This is a genomic window from Aeromonas sp. 30P, from assembly GCF_051919805.1.
Classification (GTDB): Bacteria; Pseudomonadota; Gammaproteobacteria; order Enterobacterales; family Aeromonadaceae; genus Aeromonas; species Aeromonas veronii.
Genome location: NZ_JBQBEA010000001.1, coordinates 2,891,229 through 2,905,900 on the forward strand (window position 1 = coordinate 2,891,229; position 14,672 = coordinate 2,905,900).

Genomic DNA, 14,672 nt, shown 5'->3' on the forward strand with positions numbered 1-14,672 from the left:
ATTAACCTTTATAACGCCAAGAGAGATTTGAGAGAGTGGGAGGCCATGACGGCCTCCCGGGTAGTGCGTGCTTACTGAACGATACGCTTGGCAGCAGTATCCAGAGCTTCGTCAACACCCTGACGACCGGAGGTCACGTTCTTGAGGGCAGTTTCGAAGGAAGACCAGAAACGGCTCATCTCGGGAACGGATGGCATCGGCTCGCCAGCCTGGGCGTTCAGCATGGTGGCCTTGATGTGCGGATCGGATTCCAGGGTCTTCTGGAAGGATTTCAGCGCAACGGCCCCCAGCGGCTTGTCGGCGTTAACCGGCGCCAGACCGGCATCGGTCAGCAGGTAGTTTTCCAGGAACTCGATAGCCAGATCCTTGTTCGGGCTGGCAGCGTTGATGGTGGCACCCAGTACGCCAACGAAGGCTTTGGCCGGCTTGCCGTTCAGGGTCGGCAGCGGCGCTACGCCGTACTTGATGCCGCTCTTGTCCAGGTTGCTCCAGGCCCAGGGACCGTTGATCATCATGGCCACTTCGCCCTTGTTGAACTTGGCGTCCATCACACCGTAGTCGATGCCTTTTTCCAGGTGACCGGACTTGATCATCTCGGAGATGTAGCCCACGCCCATCTTGGCACCTGCGTTGTTCACGCCGGTATCTTTAACGTCATAACCGGTAGCGGTTTTCTTGAAGGCGTAACCACCGTTGGCAGCCACCAGCGGATAGCTGAAGTACGGGGTGTCATAAGCCCACATGATGGCGCGCTTGCCGTTTTTCTTCAGAGTCTCGTCAATCTTGGCGATCTCTTCGAAGGTTTTCGGCGGCTCGGGCAGCAGGTCTTTGTTATAGATCAGGCTGACAGCTTCCATGGCAACCGGGTAGCCATAGGTTTTGCCATCAACAGTCATGGCATCCCATGCCAGCTGTTCAAATTTGCCTTTGGTGGCAGCGTTCGGCGTTACCGGAACCAGCAAACCGGCTTTGACCCACTCACCGTAACGGTCGTGAGCCCAGAAGAAGATGTCCGGACCGTTGCCAGTGGCGGCGGCTTGCTGGAATTTCACTTCAACCTGATCCGGGTGAGCCACAGTAACCTTGATGCCGGTTTCTGCTTCAAACTTCTTACCCACTTCAGCCAGACCGTTGTATCCCTTGTCACCGTTGATCCAGATGGTCAGCTGGCCTTCATCGATGGCAGCAGTAGCAGAGCAAGCGACGCCAAGAGTGGCCAGACCGATCAGGGATGACAGCAATTTCTTTTTCATGAGCCTTTCCTTGTATTAGTTCCGCGCTGTAAGAGCATTGTGTGCGAGATGAATATTATCCCAAGCGGCAAACGGCTCACATGACGCAACTCGCATTTTTGAAATGCAATTACGTATTTCCTTCCAGAAAGTTTTGAAAACATTTTCTTATTTCAGGGGATTACGGCCATTTATCGGCTTAATTCCAGACAGTCACAGAATAATAATTACCAAAATGAAATAAAATTTCATGAATGAAAGGGTTTTCACCTCAATGAAAACCCTTTCAGCTGGTTTATTTTGTTTGATTTGTTAACAAAGTACCGCGCCAGTTTCGAGGTCTGCCCGGGCGCAATAAAAAAAGAGACCCCGCCGGGGCGGAGTCTCTTTTTGCGAGAAATGACGAGTTGATCACACTAGGGAGCATGACTACGACTGGCGCAGCAACTGATCCTTGAGATTGGGCGGCACACCCTTGATGGTCAGGGTGTCAGTCTGGGGGTCGTAAAAGATCCGGCTGTTCAACAGCTTCTGCTCAAAGCTCAGAGTCAGACCGCCGCCGGAGCCGACAAACTTGGTCAAACCACGCAGGGTAGAGCGATCCGCCGGGAAACGCTCTTCCAGCTCATACTCCTGACCGATAAAGCTGTAAAAATCGAGGTCACCGTCGCCGGGCAATTCTGCAGACAGCTCCTTGATTTCGATCTCTTCACCGGCACTCGCCTGTTCGGTGCAATATTTGAAGACCTGCTTTTTATAGTCATTGCGCTCGGTCGGTTCGAGCTGACGACTGTCGCAATAATCTTCAACCGCCTGCAGCAAGCCTTTATTTTGTACCTTGGCATCCATGCCCTCGCGGGCACCCAGCAGATCCATAAAGAAGTCGCCCAGTTTGCGACCAATGCGCCCCTTGCTGAAGGTGATATAGCGGCGCGAATCCGGTTGGGTTTTCCATTCGGTCAAATCAATGCGGGCCACCAGATTGAGTTTGCCGATATCCAGATACTGGATATGGCGCAATTCCAGCGCTTCGCTGACGGTGACGCTCTCCTTGCCCTCCAGCAGGGCAATCAGCAGATAATCGACCCCGACGTAGTTATATTTGGCAAACAGCAGCACCCCCTGCTCATCGAGGGCGTGCTCCACCAGCTGCTTGACCAGCATCTGGGTCACAGTGACCGAAAAGGGAACGAATTCGGTCTGCTCGGCGAGCAGCTGTTCGAGGGCGATACGAAACGCGGGTGAAGGCTGCTTGGGAGCCTCTTCACCGTCGGCCAGCTCGGCGACGGCGGCCTCGGGGTCGGCAAAGAAGCCAAAGCCCTTGCCACCCTTGCCGTTGTAGATCCGATGCAGTTCCGCCATCAGTCCCTGTACCGCCTCATCAGGGGGCAGGGTCTGGCTGCGGGTATCGGCGTGGGGTTGACCATCGCCGCCCTGGCGCAAGGAGTGAAGAATGATCTTGTCGATATCGAGACTCATGTCACAAAGCCATAGTGTTAGCCGAAAGGGTGAAGTATTATAAGGCGCTTTGAACCGAGATGAACTGAAGATTATGCCTATCGTATCAAAGTACAATAACGAGCAATTTGACGCCCTGATGAACGACCTGATCACCGCGCTGGAAAAGCATAAAGCGCCGGTAGATCTCAGCCTTATGGTGCTTGGCAATCTGACCACCAATATCATCAACGGTATGGCACCGGCCCAGCGCCAGGCCATCACTGAAAAGTTTGTCCAGGCCCTGACCGCATCGGTCGATAATCGCCACGACGCACACTGAGTCCCAGACTCTGTTGATTTGACGTTTCTCAACGCAGATGGATCACTATGGTCGAAACCGGTAACCCCTATCGTGATAATGTCTCTCGCCTGATCACCTGGGGGCATTGGTTCTCCTTCTTCAACATTATTCTGGCCATGCTCATCGCCACCCGTTATCTGGGTGCCATCAGCTGGCCATCGACCACGCTTGGCGTGATCTATCTCGTTGTAAGCTGGATTGGCCACTTCTCGTTTCTGAGTTTTGTCACCTACCTGTTGACGATCTTCCCGCTCAGCTTCGTGCTGCCCAAGGAGAAGTCGTTGCGGTTCATCTCGGCCATCATCGCTACCCTGGCGCTGGTGCTGCTGCTGATCGACACCCAGGTATTCCGGCTGTTCAAGTTCCACCTCAACAGTCAGGTATGGCAGTTGCTGCTGGATCAGGCGCAAACCGAAGAGGGCTCAATCTGGAGCATCATCTTCGTTGCCGTGCCCACCATCTTCCTGCTGCAACTGCTGCTGTCGGCCTATGTCTGGCGCAAGATCAACAAGCGCAAGCGCCGCCAGTACGGCAATCAGGTGGGGCTGGCTCTGCTGATCTGCTTTATTCTGACCCACGTGGTCAACAGCTGGGCGGATGCGACCCTCTATCAGCCGATCACCATGCAGAGAGCCAACTTCCCCCTCTCCTACCCTATGACGGCCCGCTCCTTCCTGGCCAAACATGGCTGGCTGGATCTGGATCAGTACGAGAAGCAGGCTGCTTCCCAGGGGGATAACAGCGACAGCCGGATGCACTATCCGCTGCGCCCGCTCAACGTCAACGCCCCCCTGACTCACAACAATCTGCTGATTGTGGTGGTCGATTCGCTGCGATTTGACATGCTCAACAACATCAACATGCCCAATCTGCAGCGCTATGCGGATCAGCATCTGACGTTCCGCAATCACCTGAGTGGCGGCAACGACGACCTGATGGGCATGTTCAGCCTCTTCTACGGATTGCCCGGTCACTACTACAAGGACATCAGCAGCGACAAGCGTCCGCCTGTGCTGTTCGACGAGATGCTGCGTCAGGATTACCAGTTCGGGCTGTTCGGCGCGATGGAAGATGCCCAGAAGTATCGCAAGAGCATCCTCGCCGGTCTGCGCAAACAGGTGTTTGTCTCCGAACAGAGTGACGATGGCAAGCTGCTAACCGACTGGCAGCAATGGCTGGAGAAGCGCTCTCCCGAGCGCCCCTGGTTCTCGCTGGTCTATCTCTCGAGCCCCGGCGACTACCAGTTGCCCGCCACCATGAAGGGGCCGTTCCAGCCGGAGCTTGCCAACTTCAATCCGGCGACCGCCTATCGGGCGGAGAACCTGCAAAAACTGGAGAACCGCTACAAGAACTCGGTCTTCTATACCGACCAGTTGCTTGAGCAGATGCTGACCAAATTGCAGTCGCAGGGGATGGACAGCAACACCATCGTCGTCATCACCTCCAACCACGGTCAGGAGTTCAACGACACCCGCAGCAACAGCTGGGGCGCAGGCAGCAACTACTCACCCTATCAGGTGCAGGTACCGCTGGTACTGGCCTGGCCGGGGCGCGGCAGTGACGTTCGGGAACAACCGAGCAGCCATTTCGATCTGGCGCCGACCCTGATGCAGGGGATGCTGGGCGTGCGCAATCCGGCGCGCGATTACAGCGTTGGCCGCTCGCTGTTTGATACCAGCCCGCGCAACTGGCTGCTGGCCGGGGATCAGAACGACTTCGCCATCTATGAAGGGGAGACCATCACCCACTTCAACAAGCAGGGTGACTTCGAACTGCTGGAGCGCAACAGCTATCGCCCGATCAAGCACGGCACCCCGGATATGGGCGCCATGATCCAGGTGATGAACGAGCTGAACCGCTTCTATCGCAACCAGTGAAGCGCCCGTTGATGGCTTGATACCATAAAAAACGCCCCGAATTCGGGGCGTTTTTCGTTGTATAGCCGGGCCACGTTCAAGACTGTTAGCCACCCCACCCTTGCGGGTACTTGTAGCCGACGAAACGCTTGGCTGCATAGGCTTTGAAAGCCGCCGAGTTGTAGGCCGCCGCCACATCTTTGGCAAACGGCTGATCCGCATCTGCGCTTTTCACCACCACCCAGTTGATAAAATCGTAGCTGCGCTCCAGAAACAGTCCTTCACTGAACGGGATACCGCTGGAGGCAGCAAAATTACCGTTGATCACCGAGAAGTCCACATCCTCGCGCGAGCGGGGCAGTTGTGCTGCCTCCAGCAACACCAGCTTGAGATTGTGCGGATTGTTCACCACATCAAACTCGCTCGCTTTTAGCGGGTTTATCCCCTCCTTGAGGGTCAGCCAACCAAGATCCTGCAGCATCAACAACGCCCGCGCCTGATTGGTGGGATCGTTGGGGATGGCCACCGTGCTCCCCTCTTTCACCTTGTCGAGTGCTGCCAACTTGCCGGAATAGAGTCCCATCGGACCGGTTGGCACCTGGGTAATGGGCGCCAGCGACAAGCCGCGATCTTTGGCAAAACTCTCCAGATAAGGTTTGTGCTGGAAGCAGTTCACATCCAGTGATCCGTCAGCCAGAGCAATATTGGGAGTCACATAGTCGGTGAACTCCACCAGCTTGACCTTGTACCCCTTGGCCTCCAGCTGCGGCTTGATGGAGTCGGTCACCATGTCGGCAAAATCCCCCACAGTGGTACCAATCACGATCTCCTGTTTGGTCGGCAAGGACGCATCGGCGGCAACCGCGGAAAAAGAGAGGCTCCCGACCGCCATCGCGGCAATAAAGGTGCTGGCGCCAGCAGTGGCGCGCAAGGAAGCAGTCAAAGGAGAAGATAAGAAGGAACGAAACGGCATAGGGACTCCCTGTCAGGTACGCATCAAGCTATGGGACTGCGGCGGGGTGGATCTCAGAGATTCTCCCCCTCAAACCGCAGCAATCTAGCCATCCAAACGGCTATTTTGGCTACCATAACAGAGCCATCCACCGCCGCCAAGCAATAAACGGCTAGTTCCACCTCATCACCCTTGCTGTCACCCCCGAATGCATAGCTGTATCACATTGGCACACACAACCATGCCACTCACGTTCAAGAGCGCACGAGCTCCCCTCGGGATTGCCCCGAATCGAGATGGCTGCGGCGAAGGAGAGTCGCGAGAGGAGTGAATTACAGATAAAAAGATCAGTAGCGAGCGGTGAGAACCATTCTCAATAAAACACATAATCAGCGCCATTGGAATACCTACCATAAACCAGATCAGATTTCTTTGAACCTCATTGCGTTTTTTGAAAATGGCTCTTTTTGAACCCCTACCACCCGTGTATAGATTTCCGTCGCACTCAGGATGGTGCGATCCAAGATGGAGTTAAAAAAATAATGAAGCAAACATCGTTAGCACTGGCGATCACAGCACTGCTGTCGACCCTGCCCAGTGCGCTCGTTCAGGCAAATGAAGGTTGTGCGCCGCTCACCGGCAAGGAGAGCGGCATGGATATCGGACGCAGCAGCACCGAGCGCTGCCTGCCAGGTGCCAATCCCCTGCAGGATCAGCAGTGGTATCTGCTCAACAGCGGCCAGGATGGATTCAGCGGCCGTGGCGGCATAGCGGGCAATGATCTCAACCTCTGGTGGGCTCATCGCACCGGCGTGCTGGGCCAGGGAGTCAATGTGGCCGTGGTGGATGATGGTCTGGCCATCACCCACCCGGATCTGGCGGAGAACGTGCGTCCGGGTTCGAAAAACGTGGTAACCGGCAGCGATGACCCGACACCGACCGATCCGGATACGGCCCACGGCACCTCGGTCTCCGGTATTATTGCGGCGGTAGACAACGCCATCGGGACCAAGGGAATTGCCCCGCGAGCCCAGCTGCAGGGGTTCAACCTGCTGGATGACAACAGCCAGCAGTTGCAGAAAGATTGGCTCTACGCCCTTGGCGACAGCGATGCCAGCCGCAACAACCGGGTGTTCAACCAGAGCTACGGCATGAGTGTGGTGGATCCCCGCTCTGCCAACTCTCTGGATCAATCCCAACTTGATCGTCTGTTTGAACAGCAGACCCTCAAGGTGCAGGGCGCGGCCTATATCAAGGCCGCCGGCAACGGCTTCAACAAGATAGCGGCGGGCGGCTATGTGCTTAACCGCACCGGCAATGGTCCCAAATTGCCGTTTGAAAACAGCAACCTTGATCCCTCCAACAGCAACTTCTGGAACTTGGTGGTGAGCGCGCTCAACGCCGATGGCGTCAGATCCTCCTACTCCAGCGTCGGTAGCAACATCTTCCTGAGCGCGACCGGCGGCGAATACGGTACCGACTCTCCGGCGATGGTGACCACGGATCTGCCCGGCTGCGACATGGGTTACAACCGCACCGACGATCCCAGCACCAACCGGCTGCACGGCAACCCGCAACTGGATGCCAGCTGCGACTACAACGGCGTGATGAACGGCACCTCCTCCGCCACCCCCAGCACCTCCGGCGCCATGGCGCTGCTGATGTCCGCCTACCCGGATCTGTCGGTACGTGACCTGCGGGATCTGCTGGCGCGCAGCGCAACCCGGGTCGATGCCAAACATCAGCCCGTGATGGTCAGCTACACCAGCAGCACCGGCAAGGTGCGCGACGTGAAAGGACTGGAAGGTTGGGAGCGCAATGCCGCCGGCATGTGGTTCAGCCCGACTTACGGTTTCGGTCTGATCGACGTCAACAAGGCCCTTGAGCTGGCAGCCAATCACCAGCCCCTGCCCCCGCTGGTACAGCTGCCATGGCAGAAGATCAATGTCACCGGCAGTGCCGCCGCCATTGCGGATGTGGGCAACAGCCCTACCCGTTCCACCACCCGCATCGCGACACCATTGACGGTAGAAGCGGTTCAGGTGATGGTGAGTCTGGATCATCAGCGTCTGCCCGATCTGCTGATCGAACTGGTCTCCCCCGCCGGCACCCGCAGCATCCTGCTGAGCCCCTTCAACAGCCTGGTCGGCCAATCTCTCGACCAGCAGCAGCTGGGCTTTGTACGAACCAAGGGATTGCGTGACATGCGGATGCTATCCAACAAGTTTTACGGTGAATCGGCCGAAGGCCAGTGGCGACTGGAAGTAACCGATGTTGCCAACGGTACCCGTCAGGTCTCTCTGCTCAATCGCGAGACCCGTGAGCGTACCACCCTGACCGAGCGCAACAATCGCCAACCGGGCAAGCTGATCTCATGGTCCCTGCGGGTCCTGGGTCACGATGCCAACCGCAGCTAACACGCTAGGAGTATTACCATGAACAAACCTGTTACCTTGCTTCTGGCAACCCTGCTGGCCCCCCTCTCGGGACAGCTCTGCGCCCAGGAGTCCGTCACCATGGATGGCAAGCAGTACAGCACCATAGAGGTGAACGGCCAGACCTACCTCATTCCTGACAACGGCAGCAAGAAGCGGGTCGCCCGCAGCCTTGACAGCAAGGTCCCGCAACAGACCCTGCGCCGCGGTGACGTGTTGATGCAAGGGGCCGCCAGCCCGGAGCTGACTGTAAGCGGCACCCTGCTGGTGGAAGCTGACGATGCCAGCGCCAAGGCGCTGGCGACTCGCCACAGCCTGAACTTCAAACAGAGCAGTGGTGGTATCGCCCTGCTGGAGGCCAAACCGGGCACCGATCTCAACGCCATCGCCACCAAGCTCAAGAGCGAAGGGGTGAATGTGCAGATCGAGCTGTCGGGGGCCGAACAGCAGCCGAAATAGGTCGCGACACACAAATAACAAAGGGGGCCATTATGGCCCCCTTTCTGTACTGCTCATTTTGATAGTGGCTTACTTGGCACCATGCTGCTCCGCCAGATAGAGCCAGGTATCGACCACGGTATCGGGGTTGAGAGACACCGAATCGATCCCCTGCTCCACCAGCCAGGCGGCGAAGTCCGGATGATCAGATGGGCCCTGACCGCAGATCCCCACGTACTTGCCCGCCTTGCGCGCAGCCTGGATCGCCATCGCCAGCAGCGCCTTGACCGCCTCGTTACGCTCGTCGAACAGATGGGCAATCAGCCCCGAGTCCCGATCCAGCCCAAGAGTGAGCTGGGTCATGTCATTGGAGCCGATGGAGAAGCCATCCACGTGCTCGAGGAACTTGTCTGCCAATAGGGCGTTGCTTGGGATCTCGCACATCATGATCACCTTGAGCCCCCGCTCGCCGCGGCGCAGACCGTTCTCGGCCAGGATGTCGATCACCTGCTCCGCCTCGCCCACGGTGCGCACGAAGGGGATCATCACCTCGACGTTGGTCAACCCCATCACATCGCGCACCCGCTTGATCGCCTCACACTCGAGGGCAAAACAGGGTCGGAAGCTGTCGGCGATGTAGCGGGATGCGCCACGAAAACCGATCATCGGGTTCTCCTCGTGGGGTTCGTAGCCACGACCGCCCACCAGATTGGCGTACTCGTTGGACTTGAAGTCCGACATCCGCACGATCACCCGCTCCGGCCAGAAGGCGGCCCCCAGAGTGGCGATCCCCTCGGTCAGCTTGGCCACATAGAACTCCCGCGGGCTGTCGTAACCGGCGATCATCTTGCCGATGGTGGCCTGCAGCTCTGGGGTTTGCTGGTCAAACTCCAGCAAGGCCTTGGGGTGCACGCCGATCATCCGGTTGATGATGAATTCAAGGCGCGCCAGCCCAACCCCTGCATTGGGCAACTGGGCAAAGTCGAAAGCGCGGTCCGGGTTGCCGACGTTCATCATGATCTTGATGGGCAGGCGCGGCATATTGCCCACCTCGGTCACCGCCACATCGAAGTCCAGCTCGCCGTCATAGATAAAACCGGTATCCCCTTCCGCACAGGAGACGGTGATCCGCTGGCCCGGCTGAATATGGTCGGTGGCGTTGCCACAGCCGACCACCGCCGGAATGCCCAGCTCGCGAGCGATAATGGCGGCGTGACAGGTGCGGCCTCCCCGGTTGGTGACGATGGCGGAGGCCCGCTTCATGATGGGCTCCCAGTCCGGGTCGGTCATGTCGGTCACCAGCACGTCGCCGGGCTGCACTTCGTCCATCTGGCTGATGGAGGAGATGACCCGCGCCGGGCCCGCGCCAATCTTGTGACCGATGGCCCGCCCCTCGATCAGCACCTTGCCCGCTTGCTTGAGGGCAAAACGCTCGAGGGTGTTGGCCTCCTGGCGGCTGCGCACGGTTTCCGGGCGGGCCTGCACTATGTAGAGTTGGCCATCCTGACCATCCTTGGCCCACTCGATATCCATCGGGCGGCCATAGTGCTGCTCGATGATGAGGGCCTGTTTCGCCAGCGCCATCACCTCCGCATCTGTGATGCAGAAGCGGCTGCGCTCGGCCTCATTGGTGTCGACAATCTTCACCTGGCGGCCGTGACCGGCATCGTCCGAATAGGTCATCTTGATAAGCTTGGAGCCGAGGGTCTTGCGCACCACCGCCGGGCGCCCCCCCTTGAGGGTCGGCTTGTGCACATAGAACTCGTCCGGGTTGACCGCCCCTTGCACCACCATCTCGCCAAGACCATGGGCCCCGGTGATAAAGACCACGTCGTTGAAGCCGGACTCGGTATCCAGAGTAAACATGACGCCGGAGGCGGCGAGATCCGAGCGCACCATCCGCTGCACCCCGGCCGAGAGGGCAACGCCCTTGTGGTCATAGCCCTGATGCACCCGATAGGAGATGGCGCGATCGTTGAACAGGGAGGCAAACACATGCTTGACCGCCGTCATGACGGCATCGATGCCACGTACGTTGAGGAAGGTCTCCTGCTGACCGGCAAAGGAGGCGTCCGGCATATCCTCGGCAGTGGCGGAGGAACGCACCGCAAACGAGGCACTCATGCCATCACCCAAGCCTGCACTCAACTTTTCATAGGCAACCCGGATCGCCTGCTCCAGCTCGGGCTGGAACGGGGCGTCGATCACCCAGTCACGGATCTGCTGACCGGCCCGGTTGAGGGCGGCGATATCGTCCACGTCCAGATTGTCGAGCAGATGATGGATCTTGCCGTTGAGGCCGCTTGACTCCAGAAACTCGTTAAACGCAAAGGCGGTGGTGGCAAAGCCCCCCGGCACGGATACACCAGCGCCAGAGAGGTTGCTGATCATCTCGCCAAGGGATGCGTTTTTGCCGCCAACTCGTTCTACGTCCTGCATTCCGAGTTGTTCGTACCAGAGCACGTACTGTTGCACTTGGATGTCTCCAGGTTGGTGGGCACCGATGCCATAGCACCTCGTGCGCCCGATTTAATCGATGAGGTTATGGGTAAGTCAGGTGCGTTATTGTCTGTTTCTTTTGTTGCCAACGACAATGAAAACGTTTTCTACTGATTTTCAAAAAAATCCCCGAGCAAGAGTTGGGGATGGTCGAATGACCGGAACATTCTACAATGGCGACACAAAAAGATAACGATTCAGGTTTGCAAGCCACTTCACAACTTGGGCACAGCAGACCGGTTGACAAAACTGGTATGGTTTCGGGAGATACTTCTCACCCCTTACCCCATGCGACCCCACCCGCGGTATCACAGGAGCCCTACGTGCACACCGTATTTTATGTTTCAGACGGCACCGCCATCACCGCCGAAGTGTTCGGCCACGCAGTACTGAGCCAGTTTCCGCTGGCCTTCGAGCAGATCACTATCCCCTTTGTGGAGACACTGGAGAAAGCGCGTCAGGTGCGGATGCGGATCGACGAGCAGTTTCGCCAGACCGGGGTACGCCCCATTCTGTTTCACACCATCGTCGACCCGCTGGTACGGGAAGAGGTACTCAAATCGGAGGCGTGCGGCCACGACTTTCTCAACACTTTCGTCAGCCCGCTGGAGCAGGAGCTGGGGGTAAAAGCCGAGCCCCGCCTCCACCGCACCCACGGTATGGAGAACCGCAAGCTCTATGACGATCGCATCGAGGCGGTCAACTTCGCACTGGCCAACGATGATGGCATCACCACCAGGGAGTACGATGAGGCGGACATCATCCTGATCGGGGTCTCCCGCTGCGGCAAGACCCCCACCAGCCTCTATCTGGCGCTGCAGTTCGGCATTCGCGCCGCCAACTACCCCTTTATCGAGCAGGACATGGGGATGCTGGAGCTGCCCGCCCCCCTCAAGGCCAACCGTCACAAGCTGTTTGGCCTCACCATAGCGCCGCAGCGGCTGCACGAGATCCGCAACCAGCGCCGCGCCAACAGCCGCTACTCCTCCATCGAACAGTGCGAGCAGGAGCTGGCCTGCGTGGAGCGACTGTTTCGCCAGGAGGCGATCCGCTTCCTGGATACCAGCTCCCACTCGGTGGAGGAGATCAGCGCCAAGGTCCTCGAGGCAACCGGTCTGCGCCGCCAGCTCTGTTAAGCCAACTTGACAGCTATCGGCATCAACAAAAGATAAAAATTACAGTGTCGCGGCGAAAGTCAGCTGTGGCGAACTGCAATTCACATAGATGACAGTGAAAAGCGTGGATAAAAAAGGGATAAGCACAACAAATGCTTATCCCTCTTCTTGTCGACCTTGCCGTTGTGCCCTTGTCACCCGCTGCCAGTTAGCCGCTATTCGATTCCGTTCTGCTGCGCTCGGCAAACAGCCAGCGTTAACTAACGATTGAGCTCAGGGTTGTTCATCAACCGGGCATAGAAGGCCAGCAAACCGTGGCGCAGGCGAACCCGCTCCGCCAGCCAGCCGCCAACGAGCGCCCCCGTTACCCCACCCACCAGCAACAGCGACTGCCAGTAGTGCAGCAACTCCTGATCACCGAGTAACAGCCAACCCAGCAACATAATCGCGGCCACCAGCAACAACAGCGGACTGGCGGCAATCCCTAACCAGAGCGCCACCAGCACACCCCGGGCAACCCCTTGTTGCAGCACGCTTTCGCGCTCTCTGTACTCCAACTCCCTGCACTCTTCCCTGTACTCTCGCTTGTTTGGCATCATTTGCATCCATTTGTGGCTTGGCACCACAAAGAGCACCAACAAGACAAAATGTCAATAAAACAGAATTCGATTGCACAAACATCAACCAGAAACTACCAAGAAGCCTCTTCAGATCATGAAAAAGCTGCCTTTGGTACAAAACACGGCCATTAGAGATGGAAAATAGGTGCATTCATGGCGGATTATCACTATTCTGCTTCGGTTGCCAGCCAACACTAAAAATTGAAAATGGCATAGCGTAACGAAATAAATACAACTTTCGTCAGGTTTTGGCTACGCACTGCGGCCTGCTCAGGATGAGCCCAACACCGACCAGAGACAACAGAGACGTAAGGACAGACCCATGGATTTGAAACAAGACGGTGAGGAGCTGAAGCGCGGCCTTAAAAACCGCCACATTCAGTTGATTGCTTTGGGCGGCGCCATCGGCACCGGCCTCTTTCTGGGCATTGCCCAAACCATCAAGATGGCAGGCCCCTCAGTCCTGCTGGGTTATGCCATCGGCGGCTTTATCGCCTTCCTGATCATGCGCCAGCTCGGTGAAATGGTGGTGGAAGAGCCGGTAGCCGGTTCATTCAGCCACTTTGCCTACAAATACTGGGGTGAGTTTGCCGGTTTTGCGTCCGGCTGGAACTACTGGGTGCTCTACGTGCTGGTGAGCATGGCCGAGCTGACCGCGGTGGGCATCTATGTCCAGTACTGGTGGCCCGAGATCCCGACCTGGATGTCGGCAGCCTTCTTCTTCGTGCTGATCAACGCCATCAACCTCTCCAACGTCAAAGCGTTTGGCGAGATGGAGTTCTGGTTCGCCATCATCAAGGTGGTCGCCATCATCGGCATGATTGGCTTTGGCGGCTATCTGCTCCTCTCCGGTGCCGGCGGACCCGAGGCGAGCGTCACCAACCTGTGGGCACAAGGGGGCTTCTTCCCCAACGGCATCAGCGGTCTGGTGATGGCGATGGCGGTGATCATGTTCTCCTTTGGCGGTCTGGAGCTGGTCGGTATTACCGCCGCCGAAGCGGACAATCCCGAGAAGAGCATTCCCAAGGCCACCAATCAGGTGATATACCGTATCCTCATCTTCTACATCGGCGCCCTGGCTATCCTGATGTCCCTCTATCCCTGGGGTAAAGTGGTGGACGGCGGCAGCCCATTCGTGATGATTTTCCACGCTCTGGACAGCAATCTGGTCGCCACCGTACTCAACATCGTGGTACTGACGGCGGCACTGTCGGTCTACAACAGCTGCGTCTACTGCAACAGCCGGATGCTGTTCGGTCTGGCCAAACAGGGCAACGGCCCGAAAGCCCTGCTCAAAACCAACAAGAGCGGCGTGCCGCTGGTTGCCCTCTCGGTCTCGGCCATCGCCACCCTGCTCTGCGTGCTGATCAACTACCTGATGCCGGGCAAGGCGTTCGGCCTGCTGATGGCGCTGGTGGTCTCCGCACTGGTGATCAACTGGGCGATGATCAGCCTCGCGCACCTCAAGTTCCGCAAGGCCAAGGTCGCAGAAGGCGTGCAGCCCAAGTTCAAGGCGTTCTGGTATCCCTTCGGCAACTATCTCTGCCTCGCGTTCATGGCTGGCATCCTGGTGATCATGTATATGACCCCCGATTTCCGCATCTCGGTCGAACTGATCCCGGCATGGCTGGTCGTGCTGGGTATCGGCTTTGTCATCAAGCGCAAGGGACAGGCCCAAAGCAAGGTTGCAGCCAATCTGGGTTAATACCCGCAGCTGAGAAAAA

11 protein-coding genes are annotated in these 14,672 nt (G+C 57.6%); 6 read left to right on the plus strand and 5 right to left on the minus strand.

Annotation, left to right across the window (positions count from 1 at the left end):
• Positions 1-71: 71 nt before the first annotated feature.
• Complete coding sequence (gene malE / locus ACTG2B_RS13370; protein ID WP_005333871.1) at positions 72-1,253, minus strand: maltose/maltodextrin ABC transporter substrate-binding protein MalE; 1,182 nt, start codon at positions 1,251-1,253, stop codon at positions 72-74.
• A gap of 408 nt (positions 1,254-1,661) precedes the next feature.
• Entirely contained in the window at positions 1,662-2,711 is a 1,050-nt protein-coding gene (yejK, locus tag ACTG2B_RS13375) for a nucleoid-associated protein YejK (RefSeq protein WP_019445372.1), read from the minus strand.
• Between the two features lie 73 nt (positions 2,712-2,784).
• Here yejK and ACTG2B_RS13380 point away from each other — a divergent pair, with 73 nt between their 5' ends.
• Together ACTG2B_RS13380 and ACTG2B_RS13385 are read left to right on the plus strand one after the other, a co-directional pair.
• Positions 2,785-3,012, plus strand: coding sequence for a YejL family protein (locus ACTG2B_RS13380; protein ID WP_005333874.1), 228 nt, complete (start codon positions 2,785-2,787; stop codon positions 3,010-3,012).
• 47 nt (positions 3,013-3,059) lie between these two features.
• Positions 3,060-4,910, plus strand: coding sequence for a DUF3413 domain-containing protein (locus ACTG2B_RS13385; protein ID WP_042053125.1), 1,851 nt, complete (start codon positions 3,060-3,062; stop codon positions 4,908-4,910).
• 85 nt (positions 4,911-4,995) lie between these two features.
• On the opposite strand, the gene ACTG2B_RS13390 is transcribed toward ACTG2B_RS13385, so the two are convergent.
• Complete coding sequence (locus ACTG2B_RS13390; protein WP_050552791.1) at positions 4,996-5,781, minus strand: MetQ/NlpA family ABC transporter substrate-binding protein; 786 nt, start codon at positions 5,779-5,781, stop codon at positions 4,996-4,998.
• A gap of 602 nt (positions 5,782-6,383) precedes the next feature.
• Between ACTG2B_RS13390 and asp the strand changes: the two genes are divergently transcribed.
• Entirely contained in the window at positions 6,384-8,258 is a 1,875-nt protein-coding gene (gene asp / locus ACTG2B_RS13395) for a serine protease Asp (protein WP_439996064.1), read from the plus strand.
• Positions 8,259-8,276: 18 nt separating this feature from the next.
• Entirely contained in the window at positions 8,277-8,735 is a 459-nt protein-coding gene (locus ACTG2B_RS13400; RefSeq protein WP_139435572.1) for a serine protease chaperone, read from the plus strand.
• Between the two features lie 69 nt (positions 8,736-8,804).
• Here the strand turns inward: ACTG2B_RS13400 and ppsA are convergent, their stop codons facing one another.
• Positions 8,805-11,189: a phosphoenolpyruvate synthase gene (gene ppsA / locus ACTG2B_RS13405; RefSeq protein ID WP_439996066.1), complete on the minus strand. Its 2,385-nt coding sequence runs from the start codon at positions 11,187-11,189 to the stop codon at positions 8,805-8,807.
• Positions 11,190-11,536: 347 nt separating this feature from the next.
• Here ppsA and ppsR point away from each other — a divergent pair, with 347 nt between their 5' ends.
• Positions 11,537-12,349: a posphoenolpyruvate synthetase regulatory kinase/phosphorylase PpsR gene (ppsR, locus tag ACTG2B_RS13410; RefSeq protein ID WP_005333888.1), complete on the plus strand. Its 813-nt coding sequence runs from the start codon at positions 11,537-11,539 to the stop codon at positions 12,347-12,349.
• 239 nt (positions 12,350-12,588) lie between these two features.
• Here ppsR and ACTG2B_RS13415 read toward each other — a convergent pair whose 3' ends face one another.
• Positions 12,589-12,924, minus strand: coding sequence for a hypothetical protein (locus ACTG2B_RS13415; protein ID WP_317115244.1), 336 nt, complete (start codon positions 12,922-12,924; stop codon positions 12,589-12,591).
• Between the two features lie 346 nt (positions 12,925-13,270).
• Between ACTG2B_RS13415 and ACTG2B_RS13420 the strand changes: the two genes are divergently transcribed.
• The gene (locus tag ACTG2B_RS13420) at positions 13,271-14,653 is read left to right on the plus strand and encodes an amino acid permease (RefSeq protein WP_416244377.1); all 1,383 of its coding nucleotides are present in this window, start codon (positions 13,271-13,273) and stop codon (positions 14,651-14,653) included.
• The last annotated feature ends 19 nt before the right edge of the window (positions 14,654-14,672 follow it).

Bases quoted from the DNA above. Each gene is read 5' to 3' on its own strand.
- malE (WP_005333871.1), bottom strand. From the start codon at position 1,253: ATGAAAAAGAAATTGCTGTCATCCCTGATCGGTCTGGCCACTCTTGGC.
- yejK (WP_019445372.1), bottom strand. From the start codon at position 2,711: ATGAGTCTCGATATCGACAAGATCATTCTTCACTCCTTGCGCCAGGGC.
- ACTG2B_RS13380 (WP_005333874.1), top strand. From the start codon at position 2,785: ATGCCTATCGTATCAAAGTACAATAACGAGCAATTTGACGCCCTGATG.
- ACTG2B_RS13385 (WP_042053125.1), top strand. From the start codon at position 3,060: ATGGTCGAAACCGGTAACCCCTATCGTGATAATGTCTCTCGCCTGATC.
- ACTG2B_RS13390 (WP_050552791.1), bottom strand. From the start codon at position 5,781: ATGGCGGTCGGGAGCCTCTCTTTTTCCGCGGTTGCCGCCGATGCGTCC.
- asp (WP_439996064.1), top strand. From the start codon at position 6,384: ATGAAGCAAACATCGTTAGCACTGGCGATCACAGCACTGCTGTCGACC.
- ACTG2B_RS13400 (WP_139435572.1), top strand. From the start codon at position 8,277: ATGAACAAACCTGTTACCTTGCTTCTGGCAACCCTGCTGGCCCCCCTC.
- ACTG2B_RS13415 (WP_317115244.1), bottom strand. From the start codon at position 12,924: ATGCCAAACAAGCGAGAGTACAGGGAAGAGTGCAGGGAGTTGGAGTAC.
- ACTG2B_RS13420 (WP_416244377.1), top strand. From the start codon at position 13,271: ATGGATTTGAAACAAGACGGTGAGGAGCTGAAGCGCGGCCTTAAAAAC.